This window comes from Pseudoalteromonas sp. SG45-3 (assembly GCF_014164075.1).
Classification (GTDB): Bacteria; Pseudomonadota; Gammaproteobacteria; order Enterobacterales; family Alteromonadaceae; genus Pseudoalteromonas; species Pseudoalteromonas distincta.
Window position 1 is genome coordinate 66,032 of record NZ_JACJEN010000019.1, and the last position, 19,808, is coordinate 85,839.

Genomic DNA, 19,808 nt, shown 5'->3' on the forward strand with positions numbered 1-19,808 from the left:
AGTTTAAAATTTAAACTAATAAATTACAGTTAGTTACTGATTTAGTGACAAGTAATCAAAATCTCCACTTTACACTTTGTAAACATATATTTACTTAAAATTACATTATCCAGTATTTAAAAAAGGATTAGAAAAAATTGAAGAAGTTTAAAAAATGGCTGGTGAAAACAAAAAATAGAGTTTTATTTTTTGATTAACTGAGAGTGGTAATTAACGCAGTTAAAAACATTTAAGTACGTATTAGAAGGCGCGCTTTCAACAATAGAAAAGGACTATTTAGAGCAATGTTTTATATTGGTTTAGTCAACTACCTGCACCAAGTAACCTAGTATTAAAAAGTGCATTACAAAACGTAACAATAGAAATTATAAATTAACTAAATGTCCTGCAGGACATAATAAATATAGCTAATCAAACCATAAAGACTGTGACACAGATAAAGCACAGGAGTACCATATGCCGCGTTTATACTCCCCTTTTTCGTTTGTCGTTAAAAAATAGTAAGGTTAGCCAATGAATGCTTGGTATCTCATTTGTTTTCTCTCTGCCATTGCAATTTTTATTGCTTTTGCAAACCAATATATCCTCAAAATGCAAACTACAATTGCCATTACTACAGGCTCAGTTGTTATTTCTTTATTATTGATTATTGCCGTTAAATTATTAGGCGATCAAAATGCGTTAGCCATGACCCAAATTGTTTCCAGTATTAACTTTAACGAGTTATTACTCAAAGGTATGCTCGGATTTTTACTTTATGCTGGCGCATTGGAAATTAACCTTATGGCGCTTCGTAAACAGCGCTGGGAAATAACCGCACTAGTGCTATTTTCTACTATTGCTTCCACTTTTATAGTCGGTTATTTAAGTTTTTATCTATTTGCCTTATTTGGCTTTGATGTACCGTTTATATACTGTTTATTATTTGGCGCGCTTATTAGCCCAACCGACCCTATTGCTGTACTTGCTATTATTAAACAAATGCGAGCGCCAGAAGGAATCTCAGTTCAAGTAGAAGGTGAGTCACTATTTAACGACGGTATTGGTTTAGTAATATTTACGACCATTTTTTCGGTTGCTTTTTATGGCACCGATGCACAATTTGGCGATATAGCAGAACTCTTTTTTGTAGACGCCCTAGGCGGTATTGCGTTTGGTTTGGTTATCGCTTTGGTTGGCCACTTTTTAATTATTAACAGCCGCGATGTAAATATTCGCTTATTGATAACCTTAACTATTCCTACCGCAGGTTTTGCTGCTGCAAATATTTGGGAAATATCAGGCGCACTTGCCATGGTAACGAGCGGCATATTAATGGGTAACATTACTCGTACTAAAGCAACTGAGCGCACGGGGCCTGAAGACACTCGTTACGTAAAAGATTTTTGGCATGCAACCGATAGCTTTTTAAATGCCCTATTGTTTTTAATAATAGGTATGCTAATAGTGACGATGCCAATCACGCTTGGTGAAATTGGCTTAGGCCTACTAATGGTACCTGCAGTATTACTAGCACGCTTTATTAGCGTAGGCGCACCCTTTGTTATCTTTAAACGCTTTAGAAGTTACGATAAACACAGTGTTAAAATTTTAACCTGGGGTGGGCTACGCGGTGGTCTTGCACTGGCAATGGCGGCAGCAATTCCACGCGAGCAAGTTTTTATAGGTGGCTCTGACCTACATAACCTAATCGTGATTGTTACCTACGTTGTGGTTATATTTTCTATTATTGTACAAGGCTTAACTATTTCGCCGCTAATTCAAAGCAGCATTAAATCAGCTGAGCAAGCAAAGTAATAAATGCTTTGTGAGCAATCAACTCAGTAACCAAGTTATTATATAAATCACTTGGTTACTGTTACTCACGTGTTACAAAAACACTTTAAAGTTCTATAAATTGTTATCCTTTTTATTTATCTTCTTTGTTTAAATTAATCCGCTTGAAATGCAAATGAAAACAATTATAATTTTGGCTTTTCCTCTGTAGGGCTTTTCAATGTCCAAAAATAATTCTCACGTGTTTTTAAATTTGGTATCTCTGGGCAAACGACAATTTCATTGTTTTTTTGTGCTTTTTATAATGGCTATGGCAAGCTTTAATGTGTCGGCCTCACCTAATGAGCAAACAAAAATAAAACAAATTGCACAGCTTGCAGAGTATGTAGGTGTAGATTACGTGGCAGCTGTTGGAAATGGTGAAATACTAGACCCCGACGAATATCAAGAAATGACTGAATTTTCGCACGTTATTATTGAGCAAGCTGGACAGCTATCAAGCCAAACCAATGAGTTTGATACAGTAAAGGCACAAGCTAAAGCACTGCATACAGCGATTGCCAATAAAGCGAGTGTTGCCGATGTACGTGCAGCAAGCTCAGCGCTTCGTGAGTCGCTGCTTACCTTTATGCCACAACTATCGTTACCTACATCACTGCTTCCGGTTGAGCAAACTAAAGCGCTTTTTGCTACTAACTGCTCAATGTGTCACGGCCAAAGCGGTCAAGGCGACGGTCCGCTTGCAAAAAATTTATCGCCAGAGCCTACCAACTTTACCGATGAAGAACGCGCAACAAACCGCTCATTAATGGGGTTATTTGACGCTGTAAGTAACGGCATTGACGACACGCCTATGGTTGCTTTTACCCAATTTAATGAACAACAACGATGGTCTTTAGCTTTTTATGTAGGTAGCTTGGCATTTAAAGATGTTCAAAAACCACAAAATGTAGAACAAAACATTACCGCTTCGCAGATTGTAAACCTAAACCCTGCACAATTATCGGCAGGTCAAAGTGAAGCACAAGCACATTACGTTAAATGGCTTCGTGGTAATCCAGAGCAATTATTTAGCGCTAACAAAAATCCGATAACAGTTACTCGCACGCAGTTACTTGCAGCGCAAGCTGCGCATGCTAAAGGCAATTACTCACAAGCAAGTGATTTAGCAATTAGCGCATACTTAGATGGCTTTGAGCTTGTTGAAAACAACTTAAATGCCTACGACGAAACACTGCGTAAAAACATCGAAGTACAACTGATGAACCTACGCCAAACATTCAAAAACGAAAAAGATACAGCCGTCGTTGCCGAAAAAGTAAATGCCGCACTAACTCAACTATCTAAAGCAGATAGCATGCTAAACGAAACCAAGCTAACTGATGGCGCCCTACTTTCAGCGAGTTTAATAATATTACTGCGAGAAGGCTTAGAGGCACTCTTAGTTATAATTGCCCTTATGACTGTGCTTATTAAAACGAAACGTCAAGATGCGCTTAAATACGTACATGTTGGCTGGGTAACCGCACTTATTGCCGGTGGCTTAACATGGGCTGCTGCGCAAACATTAATAGAAATAAGTGGTGCAAGTCGCGAAGTTATGGAAGGTGCTGGTGCATTGTTTGCCGCTGTAATCTTACTGTATGTTGGCGTATGGATGCACAGTAAAACAAGTGCGCAACAATGGCAAAAATATATAAAAGACAATATAGATAAGCGTCTTGAGTCGGGAACACTTTGGGGATTAGCGGGGCTTTCTTTTATTGCCGTGTACCGAGAAGTATTCGAAACCGTATTGTTTTATCAGTCTTTATTAACGCAAAGCTCGCCTGCTCAATATTCATCTATTGCATCGGGTTTCGCGATAGCTGTAGCAATACTGGCTATTATTACGTGGGTATTAATTAAGTACTCAATTAAATTACCGGTTGCTAAGTTTTTTGCAATTACCACTTACCTATTATTTGCACTCTCGTTTGTGCTTATGGGCAAAGCCGTTATTGCATTACAAGAGGCCGATATAATAGGTATTGCGTCGCTACCAATGAGCTTTGAAATAGCATGGCTTGGTATTAAGTCAACATGGCAAGGTATTGTAGCTCAGGTATGTGTGTTCGCTATATTTAGCTTTTATATATTTAAAAGCAAAAACCAATAGTAATGCCTATCTGCTTAAGAGTTTAAGCTAATTGGCATAAGCAAAATACATAGTAAAAAGGCCCGCAAGGGCCTTTTTAGTTAATTGCTTATGTATTTAGTAAAATTGGTATTATCAAGCCCATGTATCTAAATGGGGGTTTTCGTCATCATCTACGTTAGACTTTTTTTTACTATTTTGGTCGTCAAGCATATTCAGCTTTTTCTTTTTTTGTAACTCACGCCTTTTTTTATTCTCTAGCTCAACTTTTTCAGCGGCCGATCCACTTTGCACACCCGCAATATGAAAAGCACTTTTTGACTCAACTTCTAGTCTGGTTATTCTTCCTAAATAAGGAATCATGATATCCATACACACTTCCTTAGTTTACTGTTAAATTATCTAAATGCTTGGTTTGGCTAATAAACAAACAAATATATGCAAAAAATGCACTTCCCTTCTTAATATTATCGACAGTTATAAGATATGCTTTAATTAAGCTAAAAAAAACTTGCCATAATATGGCTGTTTATGTTTTTATGAATGCGAAATTTATTTAAACAGATAACAACTGAACGTTACTATAACAACGAGCAGTTAAATAGGATAAAAAATGCGCTTAAACCTGACAACAGTACATCATCACCACCATTCACCGGAATAACCTGTCAGGTCTTTCGCTGAGAGGTTATTCCTAAAAGGAACCTCTGGCGATTCAAAAAACATTGATTCATTTTCGCCCTGAGGTTCCCCTCGGGGTTTTTAGTTTTTAAATTAAAGGAAAATGAATAATGAGTAACACAAATCGTCTACGTATCGCCATCCAAAAAGGCGGCCGCCTATCTAAAGATTGTCAAGATCTGTTAAAACAGTTAGGTGTTAAACTTAACCTTCGTGAACAACGCTTAATTGCACACTCAACTAATATGCCAATTGACGTACTACGTGTGCGCGATGACGATATTCCTGGTTTAGTAATGGACGGTGTATGTGATTTAGGTATTGTTGGCGAAAACGTACTAGTAGAAGTTCAAGCAGAACGTGAACGCCAAGGTGTTCCAAGCGAAGTAAACAAACTTTCAAAACTAGATTTTGGTTACTGTCGTCTTGCACTTGCTTGGCCACAAGAGCTAGGCGCTCGCGATAAGAGCTGGTTTGAAGGCAAACGTATTGCAACTACCTACCCAGAAATTTTAACTCAGTGGTTAAAGCGCGAAGGCATCAACGCAAGTACAGTAATGCTTACTGGCTCTGTTGAAGTAGCACCACGTGCAGGTTTATCTGATGCAATTTGTGATTTAGTATCTACTGGCGCAACACTTGAAGCTAACGGCTTAATTCAAGGTGATACAATTTTAGAATCAAACGCATGTTTAATTCAAAATAAAGATCTGCAAGACGCTGACAAACTAGCACTAATCAATAAGCTTATGCCGCGCCTACGTGGTGTTAGACAAGCTAAAGAAAGCAAATACATCATGCTACACGCACCAAAAAACAAACTTGATGAAATTTGTGAAATTTTACCTGGTTCTGGTCAACCGACTCTACTTGCCCTTGCGGGTAATGAAGAATACGTAGCACTGCACATGGTAAGCAGCGAAACATTATTTTGGGAAACAATGGAGCAGTTAAAAGCCCTAGGCGCTAACTCTATTTTAGTTATGCCAATTGAAAAAATGATGGAGTAAGTACCATGCTTCGTTGGAATGAGGAATCTTCACAAGTACAAGCAGCGGCGCTAATGCGCCCTGCAGTTTCTGTAAGCGCAAAGGTTGAAGCAATATGCAAAACTATTTTAGCTAATGTAAAAGAGCAAGGCGATGAGGCCTTACTTAGCATGGCCAAAGAGTTTGATAATAGAGCTAACCCACGTTTGCGCGTACCGCTAGATGAAATTAACGCATCTGAGCAAGCACTAAGTGCAGAGCTTAAATACGCAATTGACACCGCTTATGCAAATGTTAAACGTTTTCACGAAGCGCAGTTGCCAAAAGATATTAAATTATCAACCCAACCAGGCGTTGTATGTGAACTGAAATATCAAGCCATCGAAGCAGTCGGTATTTATGTACCCGGTGGCAGTGCTCCACTGCCATCGTCGGTTATTATGCAAGGTGTATTAGCACAGTTAAGCGGCGCTAAAACCGTTGTACTAGCTACGCCGGTACAAGGTGATAAAGCAATTAACCCTGCTATTTTATATGCAGCTAAGTTATGTGGCATTACTACTTTGATAGAAAGTGGTGGCGCAGGCGCAATTGCAGCAATGGCTTATGGCACCGAATCGGTTCCTAAAGTAAACAAAATTTTTGGCCCAGGTAATAGCTTCGTAACAATGGCTAAACAGCTCGTTGCGCAAACTATCCCAGGTATGGCAATTGATATGCCAGCAGGTCCTTCTGAAGTATTAGTTATTGCAGATGAACGTGCAAACCCAGAATTTATAGCCGCCGATTTACTCTCACAAGCAGAGCACGGCGCAGACTCGCAAGTTATTTTATTATGTAACAGCGAAAGTATTATAGAACAAACTCAGCAGGCACTTACACGCCAGTTAGCTAATTTGAGCCGCAAAGAAACAGCCGAGCAAGCGCTCGCTAATTCTTCACTTATTTTGGTTGATTCTGTTGAGCAAGCATTTGATGTATCGGCGCAATACGGCCCAGAGCATTTAATTTTACAACTAGGCGATGCAACACCTTACCTAGATAAAGTTAAAAATGCAGGCTCAGTATTTGTAGGTGACTACACACCAGAATCTGCAGGCGATTACGCATCGGGTACTAACCACGTGTTACCAACATATGGTTACAGTGCAACTTACTCGAGTTTAAACTTGCTTGATTTTTTCCGTACATACACAGTGCAAACAATTACTAAAAGTGGTTTAACGCAGCTTTCAAAAGCAATTTTACCACTTGCAGATGCAGAAGGCCTTGATGCCCACGCTAATGCGGTTTCAATTCGTTTAGAGGCAATTAAAAATGAGCAATGAGAGCGCACAAGCGTCTAGCTTATTACCTAAGAATATTGCAGCCCTTGCTGCATACAGCTCTGCAAAAAGTGAAAAGCTAACCGGTACTACGTGGCTAAATGCTAACGAAAGCCCGTATGCTAAAAATCTTGAACTGAGTATTGAGGATTTAAATCGCTACCCCGACCCACAACCGCAACTGGTTATTGACAGGTACGCAGCTTATACAGATCTTGAAAGCGAAAATGTATTAATGACGCGCGGCGCAGATGAAGGCATTGAGCTTTTAGTGCGCACATACTGTGAGCCAGCTAAAGATAGTATTGCGCTATTTTTACCAACTTACGGTATGTACAAAGTTACCGCCGATACACACAACGTTAGTATTAACGCGCTTACACAAGAATTATTATTAAGTGGCAGTGTTGATGAAATAGTTGCAGCTGTTGGCAGCTCAAAGCTGGTATTTATTTGTAACCCAAATAATCCAACTGGCAGCTTAACGCCACTTGATAAAGTAAAAGCGATTGCAACAGCACTTGCAGGTAAAGCATTAGTTATTGTTGATGAAGCCTATATAGAGTTTTGCCCAGAGCAAAGCGCGACTAAACTTATTAATGAGTTTAGTAATGTAGTGGTTTTGCGTACGCTTTCTAAAGCCTTTGCGCTAGCAGGGCTCAGAACAGGCTTTACGCTTGCACAAGTGAGCGTACTAGCGCCAATTCGTAAAGTCATTGCGCCGTATCCGGTATCAGGTGTTGTAGCAAGTATTGCAGCGCAAGCAATTGCACCCGATGCAATTACATCAATGCGCCGCCAAGTTACTATTCTAAATAGCTTAAAAGCTAAGTTGGTAGATTGGCTAAACGCCTCCCCTGCTGCATTAAAAATTCTCACTGGTGAAGGTAACTTTGTTACTTTAAAATTAGCCGACAAAAACTACTTTAAAATTGCACTTGAGCAAGGTTTGGTTATGCGCGCTTTTACACTATACGGTGAAGACGACTGGCTACGAATTTCAATTGGCAGTGAACAAGAACTTGAACAAGTAAAAATTTGGTTAGATGGCTTACAAACGCCGGCTACCGCAGCATCTTTAGCAGGAAACGAAGTATCATGAGTAACCCCTATTTATTTATAGACCGCGACGGCACTATTATTGAAGAGCCAATTACCGACAAACAGGTAGATAGCCTTGAAAAGCTAGCATTTTTACCTGGTGTTATTCCTGCGTTATTACAATTACAAGCCTCAGGTTACCGTTTAGTAATGGTGTCTAACCAAGATGGTTTAGGCACAGATAGCTTTCCTACTGCTGATTTTGACATAGCACAAGACAAAATGATGGACATAATGCAAAGCCAAGGCATTAGCTTTGACGAAGTATTAATTTGCCCACACTTTGATGAGCAAAACTGTGATTGCCGTAAACCTAAAACGGGCTTACTTACCGAGCTTATGCGCTCTGGCAAAGTAGACTTAGCGCGCTCTTTTGTTATTGGCGATCGCCAGACCGATATTGGCCTTGCTCAAAACTTATGTTGTGAAGGTATTTTATACGACGGCGATTGGAGTGCGATAGTGACAAAATTGACTACCGCAAACCGCGAAGGTCGTGTTACACGCAACACTAAAGAAACCCAAATTGATGTAGCCATAAACTTAGATCAAACTAAAAATGGCAGCATAGACACCGGACTTGGCTTTTTTGATCACATGCTAGATCAAATTCGCACCCACGCAAACATTGGTTTAAACATTAAAGCCAAAGGCGATTTACACATAGATGAGCACCACCTTGTTGAAGACATTGGTATTGCTCTTGGTGTTGCACTTAAACAAGCGCTTGGCACCAAATCTCAAATTGCACGCTATGGTTTTGCGCTTCCTATGGACGAGTGTAAAGCCGAAGCACAAATTGATTTATCGGGCCGTGCATCATTTGTATTAAACGCTAACTTTAGTCGCGAAAAAGCTGGCGATTTAGACGTACAAATGGTTGAGCACTTTTTCAAAAGCTTAAGTGATAACGCCGCTATTAGCCTTATTTTATCGGTAAGCGACGGTAACTGTCATCACCAAGTAGAAGGCTTATTTAAAGCGTTTTCACGTGCTCTTCGTATGGCCGTAGCACAAGACACGACCCAACAAACAGCCAGCTCTAAGGGATGTTTATGATTGCCATAATTAATACCGGTTGTGCCAATATTAATTCCGTACGCTTTGCGTTTGAACGCTTAGGCCAAACGCCAACAGTAATAACATCACCAGAGCAATTAGCGGGTTTTGAGCGCGCTATATTGCCAGGTGTAGGCCATGCATCGGTTGCTATGAAACGCCTAGTCGATAACGGTTGGCAACAAGCTATAAATGAATACCAGCGCCCGCTTATGGGTATTTGTTTAGGTATGCAGTTACTGTGCGAAAGCACCGAAGAAGGTAACGTACAGTGCCTAGGTAAAATACCAGGACAAGTAAAAGCGCTTGATGTAGGCAATTTAACGTCGCCGCATATGGGTTGGAACAACTTAAGCGTTAACAAAGAGCATGCATTAACTAAAGGGCTAACGCTTGATGAGCAAGTGTATTTTGTTCACAGCTTTGCGCACACCGTAAACGACGCCACACTAGTGAGCGGCGAATATGGTCAAACCTTTTCAGCCATTGTTGCTAAAGACAACTACGCAGGCATGCAATTTCACCCAGAGCGCAGCGCAAAAGTTGGCGCACGTTTATTACAAAATTTTGTTGATTGGCAATTGTAAGCTGCCCATTAACTAACAAAAAAGAGATTATTTGTGATTATTCCAGCATTAGACGTATTACAAAATCAAATTGTGCGCTTGTACCAAGGTAAATACGACACAGCACAGTTTTACCCTTTCGAACTTGGCGCGCGTTTAAAAGAATACGCCGACAGTGGCGCAGGTAAACTACATCTTGTGGATTTAGAAGGTGCACGCGATCCAAGTAAAAAACAGTGGAAACATATTCAAGCTGCAACCAAAGCACTTAACGTACCGTACCAAGTGGGCGGCGGTATTCGCTCAGAGCAAGATGTAAGTGATTGGCTAAAAGCCGGTGCAAACCAAGTTGTTATTGGTTCAATGGCAGTAGAAAAACGCGAACAAGTAAAAGCCTGGATTGAGCAATTTGGCGCAGAGCATTTTGTAATTGCTCTTGATGTAAATAAAACAGCCACGGGCTGGGCACCAGCAACGCACGGTTGGTTAAGTGAATCTGAATTTGGTTTACTTGAGCTGGTAGATTTTTATGTAAGCTTAGGTGTTATTGATTTTTTATGCACGGACATCAGTAAAGATGGCACCATGACGGGTCCATCGTTTGAGCTTTACGAAGATTTAACTCGCCATAACAGCACAATTAAAGTGCAAGCCTCAGGTGGCGTAAGCTCACTAGATGACATTAAAAAGCTTAAAGAGCTTGGTGTGGGCGGCGTTATTTTAGGTAAATCATTGCTTGATGGCGCATTTAGCGTTGAGGAGGCACTGGCATGTTATCAAAACGCATAATCCCGTGTTTAGACGTTAAAGACGGTCAAGTAGTTAAAGGCGTAAAGTTTAAAGGCCATGAAATAGTTGGCGATATTTTAACAATGGCTAAAGCCTACAGCGAAGCTGGCGCCGATGAACTGGTTTTTTACGAAATCAGTGCAAGCGTTGAAAAACGCCTACTTGATGTAAACTGGGTAGAGAGCATTGCACGTAATATCGATATTCCATTTTGTGTAGCGGGCGGTATTAAATCAGTGGCTGATGCAGCGCGGGTACTTGAGCGCGGCGCAGACAAAATAAGCATTAACAGCCCTGCTATTGCGCGTCCTGAACTTATTAAAGAATTACACGATGAGTTTGGTAAGCAATGTGTTGTAGTCGGCATTGACAGCTTTTTTGATGAAATTACCGGCGAGTATTTAGTTTACCAATTAACCGGCGATCCTAATGCATCAAGCCGTACGCGCTATAAAACACAAGAATGGGTTAAACGCGTACAAGACCTAGGCGCAGGCGAAATTGTATTAAACTGTATGAACCAAGATGGCGTTCGTAACGGTTACGACAACGAGCAACTAAGTAAAATTCGCGAGCTGTGTGACATTCCTTTAATCGCCTCTGGCGGTGCGGGTAGTATGCAAGATTTTGTTGATGTATTTAAACAAAGCAAAGTAGATGGTGCATTAGCTGCCAGCGTTTTTCATAAAAATGTGATTAACATTGGCGAACTAAAAAAATTTTTAACAGATAACCAAGTGGCAGCAAGATTATGCAAGTAACACAACAAAACCAAGCTCAGGTCGATTTCGCTAAAAGTGATATGATCCCTGCGATTATTCAAGATGCCCGCTCTGGTGTTATTTTAATGCAAGGCTTTATGAACAGCGAAGCACTCGCTGTTACGCTTGATACCAATAAGGTAACGTTTTACTCGCGTTCAAAATCGCGTTTATGGACTAAAGGCGAGTCATCAGAAAACTACTTAAACGTAGTATCTGTGCATACAGATTGTGACTACGATTCAATTTTAGTACTTGCCAACCCAGAAGGCCCAACGTGTCACTTAGGTACACAAAGCTGTTTTGGTGATGAAGCAAAACCAAGTTTAAGCTTTTTAGCACAGTTAGAAGATGTGATTGTTGCGCGTAAAAATGACGACCCTGAAAAAAGCTACACAGCGTCATTATTTGCAAAAGACTTAAGCCGTAGTTGTCAAAAAGTAGGTGAAGAAGGCGTAGAAGTTGCCCTTGCCGCTATGAAACACGATAACGATGAGCTAACAAACGAATCTGCTGATTTAATTTATCACCTGACTGTATTACTACAACGCCAAGGCTTAGCCCTTGAAGATGTAGTTAAATGCTTGCAAGGTCGCCATAAATAGCATTAGTTGTGACTAACAAAGAGGCTCATATTTATATGGGCCTTTTTATTTTTACAGTAAATCACGTGTGATATAGTGCGTGGCTAAATTACTCGGTTACTGTGAACTATGAAAAACTATATTATTCCTTCTATTGTCGCGTTTATTTTAGCGGGCTGTACCAGCAAAACTAATCAGACTACAACTACAGCAACCACTACTACAACGAATCAGTCTGTAAAAACCACAGTAACACCCGATGAATGCAGCACCATAAATAACCTAATAAATGGTTATGAGTCTGGTTTTAATTCAATCAAAACAGATAAAGTAAATAACCAGTTTACTAATCAATGGCGTACTAATACTCATATAATTGGAGCAAACTGTACAGTTACTTTAAATAAGTCAGAGCAAGCAAGCTACCAATGCCAAACACCTGTTAAAACACAAACGCAAACAATAAAGTCTCATCAAAAACTGGCTAAGCAATTGCGCCAATGCTTAACCAAAACAGGTTGGTTGGAAAGCCAAAAAGAAACAGCAAGTTCAATTTACAGCACCTTTGTACTTGATACTAAAACCCCTGTCATTACACTTGCTACCAATCAAGAAGGTAATGGGTTTTCTACTCGCTTTGAAATTGCTCCACCGTTAGGACTTTAATAATGCGCCAATTAAATCAAAACAAAAAACCATCTAAATTTAAAACTGATTGCCTAGGAATATGCGAAAGGCGCAGCGGTTACTGCACCGGGTGTGGGCGTACCAACGAAGAAATTTTTGATTGGATAATATTATCTGAAGATGAAAAAAAAGCGATTTTAGAAACACCACGAGCAGACGCTAACTCATAACAAATAAAGCCCCTAAATGTTAAAAGTAACAGTTAATTGATTAACTAAAAACTTTTAACTTGTTGTGGCTATTCATTTTAGTTGCGCTAATACAGCTTTCGACTACTTGCTCAAATGAGTTATTAATATCTATATTTATAACATTGGGCTCATCTTCTTTTGGAACTTCTAGCGCTTCAAATTGGCTTTTGAGTAAATCAACAGGCATAAAATGCCCTTTTCTGTCCTGCATACGGCTTTTAACCAGCTCAAAATCACCAAAAAGATGTAAAAAGGTAATGCCTGTATTTCCATCACATATTTGTTCTCGGTATTTCTTTTTTAATGCTGAGCAGACTATTACCGCGACTTCATTTTTCTTTTCAATGCTAAATGCAGCATCACGTATTCTTTCGAGCCAAGGCACACGATCAGCATCATTTAAAGGCTGCCCAGATGACATCTTTAATATATTAGCCTTGGGATGTAAGTCGTCTCCGTCGATAAATTTAGCGTCAATGCGCTTTGCTAATGCATCACCCACACTTGACTTTCCTGTGCTTGAAACCCCCATTACAATATAAATACGACCTACATTTGTGTTACTCATGTATTTACCCTCGCCTTAATTTAATAATTAATTATTTTCAATGTATATATTATATTGAGTTACGGGTAACATGTTACGCGTAACAAATACGAAAGTGAAGTTAAACACACACTAAACATCATAATTCACACTGAATATAAGTAGGGAAAAATGTCAGATTTATCATTAATACTAACAGCGGTAGGCTCCATATTTTTATTGCTTTTTTTAGTAATGAAAGTACGACTACATGCTGTCGTCTCTTTGATCCTTGTTTCTATGATTGCAGGATTATTCTCAGGAATGAGCCCAGAAATAATTGCCGCTACAATTCAAAAAGGAATGGCCGGAACACTAGGCTTTGTAGCGGTAGTGGTCGCTTTAGGCGCCATGTTTGGCAAAGTAATGGAAGAAACCGGCGCGCTGGATCGCATTGCCCACACACTTTTACACCGTTTTGGAGAAAAAAACGCTAATTGGGCGCTTACCTTTACGGGCTTTATTTGTGCCCTCCCCCTCTTTTTTGATGTAGCCGTTGTACTTTTAATCGGTATTGTTTTTGCTGTGGTACGAAAAGGCGGTGGCAGCGTTGTTAAAATTGGTATTGGGCTACTTGCGGGAATAGCATCTTGTCAGGCGTTTCTTATTCCTGCGCCAGGGCCGATTTTGGTTGCCTCTCAATTAGGCGCTGACTATGGTTATATGATTTTATTTGGCCTTATTGCTGCCATACCGGCAATGATTATAGGAGGTCCAATTTGGGGCTCTATTATTTCTAAATCTATTCATGTAGAACTCCCACAGCACGAACAAATCGACGATAACCAAAGAGTTGGTAAAGGGACGCCTAGTTTTGGATTAGCATTAGGTTTAATTGCTCTGCCGTTAATTATGATTAGTTTAAATACTATTGGTAGCCGCTTTGTTGAAAAAGACTCTGATTTATATAATTGGTTAGCCTTTATAGGTCATCCATTTACAGCAATTTTAGTTGCCTGCCTAATGGCATTTTATTTGCTCGGCGCAAGGCGCGGTGTCCCGAATGCCAGAATCATGGAAATTTGTGGTAGTGCCTTACAACCTGCAGGAATTATTATTCTTGTCACTGGTGCCGGTGGGGTATTTAAACAAGTATTAGTTGATTCAGGAGTAGGTACTGCACTAGGTAATTACTTAGCTGGCTCAGGCTTACCGATTGTAATACTCGCTTTTGTATTATCAGCCGCTGTGCGGGTTATTCAAGGCTCTGCGACAGTAGCTATGCTTACAGCGTGTGGCTTAATTATTCCAATGCTTCAGCCTTTAGGCCTTGATGGAGCGCAGCTTGCCGCTGTCACTATCGCTATTGGTGGGGGCTCTATTGTGCTCTCCCATGTAAACGACTCAGGATTTTGGTTAGCGAGTCGCTATCTCGGTTTGAGCGAAATGCAAACTCTTAAAACGTGGACGGTAATGGAAACTATTATTGGTACTGTTGGCGCACTTGTCGCTATGATTATTTCTCTGTTTTTGTAAAATTACAGTATGTAGAGTTATCATCACACATATAAAAATTACCTGAGCCTTTTGTTATTTAGGCTCAGGTAATTAGGCACAGGTAATTAGGCTCATATAATTAGAGTATTTAAACACTTTCACCTAGATGAACTATATAACCAGTATCAATTACTTGCTTATAATTAATCCTAGCATCCAAATCTGAATTAATCCGGCTCAACAACTCTCTTCCCGCAACATTACCTATCTGATAACGAGGGGTGATCACACTTGCTAATTGAGGCACCATTGCTTGGCCAATATCATGGCCATGAAAACCCACAACCCCCATTTGGCTAGGCACTAAAATGTTGTTTCGCTGGCATTCAAAAATAGCCCCAATTGCTAAATCATCATTAGTACAAAACAAACAGTCAGTATTTGGGTAGTCAGTACGCGCTTTTTGTAAAAGTTCAGCACCTAAACTATAAGATGAAGCTTGATCAGTCATCACACTTTTAGGCGTAAAACCTTTAGCTAACATAGCATCTGAATAACCTTGAAATTTTAGGCGTGTTCGTACATCGAGCCTTGCACCTATATAAACAATATTGCGATAGCCTTTATTTAAAAGTGCCGTCGTCATATCAAAAGCTGCTTTAACGTTATCAAAACCAATCGCTTGCTGCATTGGAGAGTGATGAGTATCCATTATTTCAATCACAGGTACGCCTGACGTTTCAATCATTTTTAGCGTTCTGTCTGTGTGTGTGGTTTCTGATAAAATTAAACCATCAACGTGATACGACAATAGATACTCAACCCGTTTTTCTTCAATTTCAGGGTTGTAACCATAATGGGCTAACATTGTTTGATATCCTGCAGGCCCTGTTACGTCTTCAATACCTTTTATAACTTGAGCAAATACGTGGTTCGTTAACGATGGGACTAGTACACCAATAGAGTAGCTTTTAGCATTAGAGAGTAAATCAGGGGCTTTATTTGCAATGTAACCTAGCGTATCAATAGCTGCACTAATTTTAGTGCGAGTAGACTCTGATACTTTTTCGGGATTACGTAAATAACGACTCACCGTCATTTTGGTTACACCAACCGCATCGGCAATATCTTGAAGAGAAGAACGTTTGTTTTTTTTCATCACACACAATTAAATAAAATGTTACTTGTAACATACCAACTATTGTGAAAAATCACTACTTTTAGCCATTTTTATTTAAGTTATCACTAAGCGATTACCCAAGAGATTTAAATAACCTAGACCTATTTTAATGAATAAATCTGTATTTGTACCAATAACATTAAACAGAGGCTCAGATACTCCGAGCCTCATCGTAATTGAAAACTTATAGCAATCTCAACAATTGCGAACCAGGTAGGCCGCTTTGTGGTAATAACGCGGGGGTAACTGCAAATGCTTCTGGGATTTTACTTTTGATTTCATCCATCTTTTTACGGTTATTTTGTTTATCATAAACATAATATTTAAGGATATTTCCGTATACATCGTCTTTTGCATCAACCTTCTCTAGGGTTTTTAACGCTTTATCGTAATCATCAAGGTAAATGTATGCCAGTGCTAAGTTATCAGCAGAGCCAACATGTAGTTTCCCTTCAAGCTGTTTTGATAAATCTTCAAGCTCTGCAACAGCAAGCTCATAACGCCCTAGTTGTATATACGCGGTTGCTAGTGAATTTTTTAAAAAGTAAGGCGGGTTACTACCAGGCTCATACCATTTTTCGTAAGCACTCAGTATATCTTCATATTGCTCAAGTTTAGAGTAAACGTGATCTAGCAGCCTAAAGCTTTGTAGTTTAATTTCAGCTTCTTCAAAACCAGCAAGTTTATCTCTATTTAAGTGCCATTGTTGTATGCCTTGCGCAGCTTGGTTTAACAGTTCAGGGGTATCACTTTTTGCCCCAGCAGCACTTTTTAGAAGCTGTGCAAGTTGTTGTTTATATTCTTCACTTTTAACAGGAGCCTGAGACGTATTATTACTTGGATGCTTGTTATCTGAACTACCATCTACAATTTGCGCTGCAGCTAAAGCACTAAAAGACATTGCCGCCGCAACCATAACCAAATATTTACTTTTCATTGTTTTTTCCTTGTTTAACATTTTGATCCTCTGAATATTAAAACTCTTAGAATGAGCAATATTCAAAAGTGGGGGGGTAAAAAAGTTAGGCGAGCTTTTAGCACTTTGCTCTTGTAGCAATAAACTGGCTAAATCCAATTGGTATTTACCTTTTAGCTTTTGCATACACAACTCATCACAGCTAAGTTCGAGTTGCTCTTTTGCTAAACCAGTTAACTTTAAGCAAATAGGATTCCACCAAAAAACGCTTTCTATAAAACAAATAAGCCACGTCCAATAAATATCACCTTGTTGTAAATGAGTTACCTCGTGTTGAATGACTGAATCTAATTCTTCACGATTTACCATCGTCGACTCTAGCCAAATAACAGGCTTTATTAACCCGGTAGCAAAAGCAGGCTCTGTATGGGTTGTTAGTCTAATTGGATACTGATTGTTAATGTGTTTAAGTTCAGGACTTGGATTTGAGTTAATGTATAAGTTTTTTATAAGCTTTACATAAAGGCTCATGCGTAATGAAAACAATCCAAAACCAGCTAAAACTAAAACCATAAAAACATTACTAAGTGATGGCAATAAGTCCCATATACTCATATCGCTTTTTAATTCGTCCTTAGTTGCTACTTGTTCAGCATTTGGTATTAATGCTTTAACATCGGGAATCAATTGCCCCACGTTGAATGTGTAACGATTTGCCCCTTCAAATAAGGATAACTGGGAAAAATATTGCCAAGGGACAAACCAACATACCAAGGCAGTCATTAAAATGTAAAAGTTTAATCGTGCTGGGGCATTTTTTAGCCCTTTTACTGTAAGCAAAATACATAAGCTAATAAGTGTGCAAGTTAGTAAATAATCCGTCATTACCCTCTCCTTTAATCTAACTTCTTATTTTTTAAAAGCGTTTGTAAATATTCTATATCTTCATCATTTAGCTTTTCTTCTTTAATAAAGTGGGCAATTAAACTACGAGAATTACCTTTAAAAAATCGTTGCATAAAACTAGGCATAGCTTGCCCCGATAATGTGTCTTGAGTCACGATTGTTCTAAAAACAATAGCTCGACCTTCATGTCCACAGCGCTCAATCGCCCCTTTGTGTTCTAACCTATCTACGATAGTTTTAACTGTTGTATAGGCTACTTTTTTATCTTTTTGCTTATCAGCTAAAAGCACTTTATGTAGTTGACTCGCGGTACAGGGTTCTTCCTGCCAGAGCAGCTGCATAATATCCATTTCAAAATCACTAAGTTTCATTGTCGCTCCTATTACTACACTTGTAGTGGTACTGTTACAAATGTAGTAGTAACTAATCTTAGTGTCAATACAAAATTGACATGTGAATGAAAAACAAACGATAGAAATATAAAAGTCTTAGGGAGGTTTTATAAAAAAGGTATATAAAATAAGGGTGTATACTTGTTAATTGGTTTTAGAAAAACATAAAAAACGATAGTTTATTTTCAACTAACGCTTTTTATGCTTTAAAGTTTTTTATGAAAGGTAGTGAGGTAACTATGCTTTATCGAGCGCTTGGCTTACATCGGCAATTATGTCTGCAATGTTTTCAATACCAACCGACAAACGAATTAAATCGCGGCTTACGCCCGCATTAGCAAGCTCTTGATCATTTAATTGGCGGTGTGTAGTTGACGCAGGATGGCACGCAAGCGACTTGGCATCGCCAATATTAACTAAGCGTAAAATCATGTTTAGCGCATCAATAAAACGAGTACCCGCTTCTAGGCCACCAGCAATACCAAAGCTTAAAATACCCGATGCTTTACCACTGGTAATTTTTTGGCTCATTTCGTTATACGGGCTTGATTTAAGCCCTGCGTAATTAACCCAAAGCACTTTTGGATGATTTTCTAAATACTCAGCTAGCTGCTGTGCATTCTCGCAGTGGCGATCCATTCTTAAGCCTAAGGTTTCAAGGCCAATTAAAATGTCAGATGCGTTTTTAGGCGCAAGCGCTGCGCCAGTATTTCTAAGTGGCACTACTCTACAACGTCCAATAAATGCAGCTTCAGCAAAAGCTTCGGTATACACCACATTGTGATACGACGAATCGGGCTCGTTCATCATTGCAAAGCGCGTGGCATTCGCTTTCCAATCAAATTTACCTGAGTCGACAATCATGCCGCCAATAGCAGTACCGTGCCCGTTTATATACTTTGTAAGTGAGTGAACCACTATATCGGCGCCCAGCTCAAATGGGCGGCATAAATACGGCGTAGCCACGGTATTATCAACAATAAGCGGCACACCTTTGCTGTGTGCAATACGTGCTAAACGTTCAATATCAACAATATTACCTGCAGGATTACCAATAGATTCACAAAAAACAGCGCGGGTGTTGTCGTCAATTGCATTCTCGAACGCGGTAAAGTCATCGGCTTTAATCATACGTGCTTCAATACCTTGGCGTGGTAATGTATGGGCAAATAAATTATACGTGCCGCCATATACTTGGCTGGTGCTGACAATGTTAGTACCTACCTCGCACAAACATTGAATAGCATACGTAATAGCAGCCATCCCAGAGGCAACAGCCAGCCCACCAATGCCCCCTTCCATCGCGGCAATACGTTGTTCAAGTACGGCATTGGTTGGGTTCATTATGCGGGTGTAAATATTTCCAGGTACTTTTAAATCGAATAAATCAGCGCCATGCTGCGTGTTGTCAAATGTATAAGAAGAAGTGTGATAAATAGGCACGGCTGCCGATTTGGTCGTAGGCTCAGATTCGTAACCGTGGTGCAGTGCTAATGACTCTAATTTCATAATTATTTCCTTGAATTAATTTACCACTAACCTAGCACTTCTTGGTTATAAAATGTACATGAAATATATTTAAGGGTGTTAAGGTGATTTGATTTAAGTTAAGGCGGATAAGAGCGAACAGCGGTCATTGGAAAAGTTAAATTTATTCTAGTGCTTTGAGTAGAAATCTAATTTTGTCCAATAACATTATTAAACGCCGTTTTGGTGTGTTATAAGCTGTTAGTAAGACACGAATA

19 protein-coding genes are annotated in these 19,808 nt (G+C 39.5%); 13 read left to right on the forward strand and 6 right to left on the reverse strand.

Translation table 11 applies throughout. The features are described 5' to 3' along the window. Positions 1-513 precede the first annotated feature (513 nt). Positions 514-1,797 (forward strand): sodium:proton antiporter, encoded by a 1,284-nt coding sequence (locus H5126_RS17535; protein WP_182672379.1) that lies wholly within the window; start codon positions 514-516, stop codon positions 1,795-1,797. Positions 1,798-2,080: 283 nt separating this feature from the next. Further along, positions 2,081-3,934, forward strand: a complete 1,854-nt coding sequence (locus H5126_RS17540) for a cytochrome c/FTR1 family iron permease (RefSeq protein WP_182720345.1) — start codon at positions 2,081-2,083, stop codon at positions 3,932-3,934. Between the two features lie 114 nt (positions 3,935-4,048). On the opposite strand, the gene H5126_RS17545 is transcribed toward H5126_RS17540, so the two are convergent. After that, a complete protein-coding gene (locus H5126_RS17545) occupies positions 4,049-4,285 on the reverse strand; it encodes a hypothetical protein (protein WP_002960256.1) in 237 nt (78 codons plus the stop codon). 419 nt (positions 4,286-4,704) lie between these two features. Between H5126_RS17545 and hisG the strand changes: the two genes are divergently transcribed. From hisG to H5126_RS17595, 10 genes are all read left to right on the forward strand, one after another. Then, positions 4,705-5,604: an ATP phosphoribosyltransferase gene (gene hisG, locus H5126_RS17550; protein ID WP_002960257.1), complete on the forward strand. Its 900-nt coding sequence runs from the start codon at positions 4,705-4,707 to the stop codon at positions 5,602-5,604. 5 nt (positions 5,605-5,609) lie between these two features. Further along, positions 5,610-6,911, forward strand: coding sequence for a histidinol dehydrogenase (gene hisD, locus H5126_RS17555; protein WP_024597350.1), 1,302 nt, complete (start codon positions 5,610-5,612; stop codon positions 6,909-6,911). Continuing rightward, positions 6,901-8,010, forward strand: coding sequence for a histidinol-phosphate transaminase (hisC, locus tag H5126_RS17560; RefSeq protein WP_182720315.1), 1,110 nt, complete (start codon positions 6,901-6,903; stop codon positions 8,008-8,010). Before hisD ends, hisC begins: the two co-directional genes overlap by 11 nt. Further along, complete coding sequence (gene hisB / locus H5126_RS17565) at positions 8,007-9,068, forward strand: bifunctional histidinol-phosphatase/imidazoleglycerol-phosphate dehydratase HisB (RefSeq protein WP_182720314.1); 1,062 nt, start codon at positions 8,007-8,009, stop codon at positions 9,066-9,068. Before hisC ends, hisB begins: the two co-directional genes overlap by 4 nt. Continuing rightward, entirely contained in the window at positions 9,065-9,655 is a 591-nt protein-coding gene (gene hisH / locus H5126_RS17570; RefSeq protein ID WP_002960265.1) for an imidazole glycerol phosphate synthase subunit HisH, read from the forward strand. The genes hisB and hisH overlap by 4 nt, the downstream gene beginning before the upstream one ends. Before the next feature lie 33 nt (positions 9,656-9,688). Further along, positions 9,689-10,423 carry a 1-(5-phosphoribosyl)-5-[(5-phosphoribosylamino)methylideneamino] imidazole-4-carboxamide isomerase gene (locus H5126_RS17575; protein ID WP_002960267.1) on the forward strand — a complete coding sequence of 245 codons (735 nt, stop codon included), beginning with the start codon at positions 9,689-9,691 and terminating at the stop codon, positions 10,421-10,423. Further along, positions 10,405-11,184, forward strand: coding sequence for an imidazole glycerol phosphate synthase subunit HisF (hisF, locus tag H5126_RS17580; RefSeq protein ID WP_182720313.1), 780 nt, complete (start codon positions 10,405-10,407; stop codon positions 11,182-11,184). Before H5126_RS17575 ends, hisF begins: the two co-directional genes overlap by 19 nt. Next, entirely contained in the window at positions 11,175-11,789 is a 615-nt protein-coding gene (gene hisIE / locus H5126_RS17585; RefSeq protein WP_007376299.1) for a bifunctional phosphoribosyl-AMP cyclohydrolase/phosphoribosyl-ATP diphosphatase HisIE, read from the forward strand. Before hisF ends, hisIE begins: the two co-directional genes overlap by 10 nt. A gap of 108 nt (positions 11,790-11,897) precedes the next feature. Continuing rightward, positions 11,898-12,434, forward strand: a complete 537-nt coding sequence (locus tag H5126_RS17590; RefSeq protein WP_182720312.1) for a hypothetical protein — start codon at positions 11,898-11,900, stop codon at positions 12,432-12,434. A 2-nt stretch (positions 12,435-12,436) separates the two neighbouring features. Further along, a complete protein-coding gene (locus H5126_RS17595) occupies positions 12,437-12,625 on the forward strand; it encodes a DUF1289 domain-containing protein (protein WP_002960277.1) in 189 nt (62 codons plus the stop codon). A 40-nt stretch (positions 12,626-12,665) separates the two neighbouring features. Here the strand turns inward: H5126_RS17595 and H5126_RS17600 are convergent, their stop codons facing one another. Further along, positions 12,666-13,214 carry a gluconokinase gene (locus H5126_RS17600; RefSeq protein ID WP_182720311.1) on the reverse strand — a complete coding sequence of 183 codons (549 nt, stop codon included), beginning with the start codon at positions 13,212-13,214 and terminating at the stop codon, positions 12,666-12,668. A 150-nt stretch (positions 13,215-13,364) separates the two neighbouring features. Here H5126_RS17600 and gntU point away from each other — a divergent pair, with 150 nt between their 5' ends. Continuing rightward, on the forward strand, positions 13,365-14,708 hold the full coding sequence (gene gntU, locus H5126_RS17605) for a gluconate transporter (protein ID WP_004586388.1): 1,344 nt from the start codon (positions 13,365-13,367) through the stop codon (positions 14,706-14,708). Between the two features lie 109 nt (positions 14,709-14,817). Here gntU and gntR read toward each other — a convergent pair whose 3' ends face one another. From gntR to H5126_RS17625, 4 genes are all read right to left on the reverse strand, one after another. After that, complete coding sequence (gntR, locus tag H5126_RS17610) at positions 14,818-15,828, reverse strand: gluconate operon transcriptional repressor GntR (protein WP_182681961.1); 1,011 nt, start codon at positions 15,826-15,828, stop codon at positions 14,818-14,820. A gap of 205 nt (positions 15,829-16,033) precedes the next feature. After that, on the reverse strand, positions 16,034-17,650 hold the full coding sequence (locus tag H5126_RS17615) for a M56 family metallopeptidase (RefSeq protein WP_182720310.1): 1,617 nt from the start codon (positions 17,648-17,650) through the stop codon (positions 16,034-16,036). Positions 17,651-17,661: 11 nt separating this feature from the next. Beyond that, positions 17,662-18,042 (reverse strand): BlaI/MecI/CopY family transcriptional regulator, encoded by a 381-nt coding sequence (locus H5126_RS17620; RefSeq protein ID WP_004586391.1) that lies wholly within the window; start codon positions 18,040-18,042, stop codon positions 17,662-17,664. Between the two features lie 258 nt (positions 18,043-18,300). Then, the gene (locus tag H5126_RS17625; RefSeq protein ID WP_182720309.1) at positions 18,301-19,572 is read right to left on the reverse strand and encodes an O-acetylhomoserine aminocarboxypropyltransferase/cysteine synthase family protein; all 1,272 of its coding nucleotides are present in this window, start codon (positions 19,570-19,572) and stop codon (positions 18,301-18,303) included. Positions 19,573-19,808 lie beyond the last annotated feature (236 nt).

Excerpts from the sequence above, each read along its gene's own strand:
- hisG (WP_002960257.1), top strand. The coding sequence starts at position 4,705 with ATGAGTAACACAAATCGTCTACGTATCGCCATCCAAAAAGGCGGCCGC.
- H5126_RS17620 (WP_004586391.1), bottom strand. The coding sequence starts at position 18,042 with ATGAAACTTAGTGATTTTGAAATGGATATTATGCAGCTGCTCTGGCAG.
- hisIE (WP_007376299.1), top strand. The coding sequence starts at position 11,175 with ATGCAAGTAACACAACAAAACCAAGCTCAGGTCGATTTCGCTAAAAGT.
- gntU (WP_004586388.1), top strand. The coding sequence starts at position 13,365 with ATGTCAGATTTATCATTAATACTAACAGCGGTAGGCTCCATATTTTTA.
- H5126_RS17615 (WP_182720310.1), bottom strand. The coding sequence starts at position 17,650 with ATGACGGATTATTTACTAACTTGCACACTTATTAGCTTATGTATTTTG.
- hisC (WP_182720315.1), top strand. The coding sequence starts at position 6,901 with ATGAGCAATGAGAGCGCACAAGCGTCTAGCTTATTACCTAAGAATATT.
- gntR (WP_182681961.1), bottom strand. The coding sequence starts at position 15,828 with ATGAAAAAAAACAAACGTTCTTCTCTTCAAGATATTGCCGATGCGGTT.
- hisH (WP_002960265.1), top strand. The coding sequence starts at position 9,065 with ATGATTGCCATAATTAATACCGGTTGTGCCAATATTAATTCCGTACGC.
- H5126_RS17600 (WP_182720311.1), bottom strand. The coding sequence starts at position 13,214 with ATGAGTAACACAAATGTAGGTCGTATTTATATTGTAATGGGGGTTTCA.
- H5126_RS17545 (WP_002960256.1), bottom strand. The coding sequence starts at position 4,285 with ATGGATATCATGATTCCTTATTTAGGAAGAATAACCAGACTAGAAGTT.
- H5126_RS17540 (WP_182720345.1), top strand. The coding sequence starts at position 2,081 with ATGGCTATGGCAAGCTTTAATGTGTCGGCCTCACCTAATGAGCAAACA.
- hisF (WP_182720313.1), top strand. The coding sequence starts at position 10,405 with ATGTTATCAAAACGCATAATCCCGTGTTTAGACGTTAAAGACGGTCAA.
- hisD (WP_024597350.1), top strand. The coding sequence starts at position 5,610 with ATGCTTCGTTGGAATGAGGAATCTTCACAAGTACAAGCAGCGGCGCTA.
- H5126_RS17590 (WP_182720312.1), top strand. The coding sequence starts at position 11,898 with ATGAAAAACTATATTATTCCTTCTATTGTCGCGTTTATTTTAGCGGGC.
- H5126_RS17535 (WP_182672379.1), top strand. The coding sequence starts at position 514 with ATGAATGCTTGGTATCTCATTTGTTTTCTCTCTGCCATTGCAATTTTT.
- H5126_RS17595 (WP_002960277.1), top strand. The coding sequence starts at position 12,437 with ATGCGCCAATTAAATCAAAACAAAAAACCATCTAAATTTAAAACTGAT.
- hisB (WP_182720314.1), top strand. The coding sequence starts at position 8,007 with ATGAGTAACCCCTATTTATTTATAGACCGCGACGGCACTATTATTGAA.
- H5126_RS17625 (WP_182720309.1), bottom strand. The coding sequence starts at position 19,572 with ATGAAATTAGAGTCATTAGCACTGCACCACGGTTACGAATCTGAGCCT.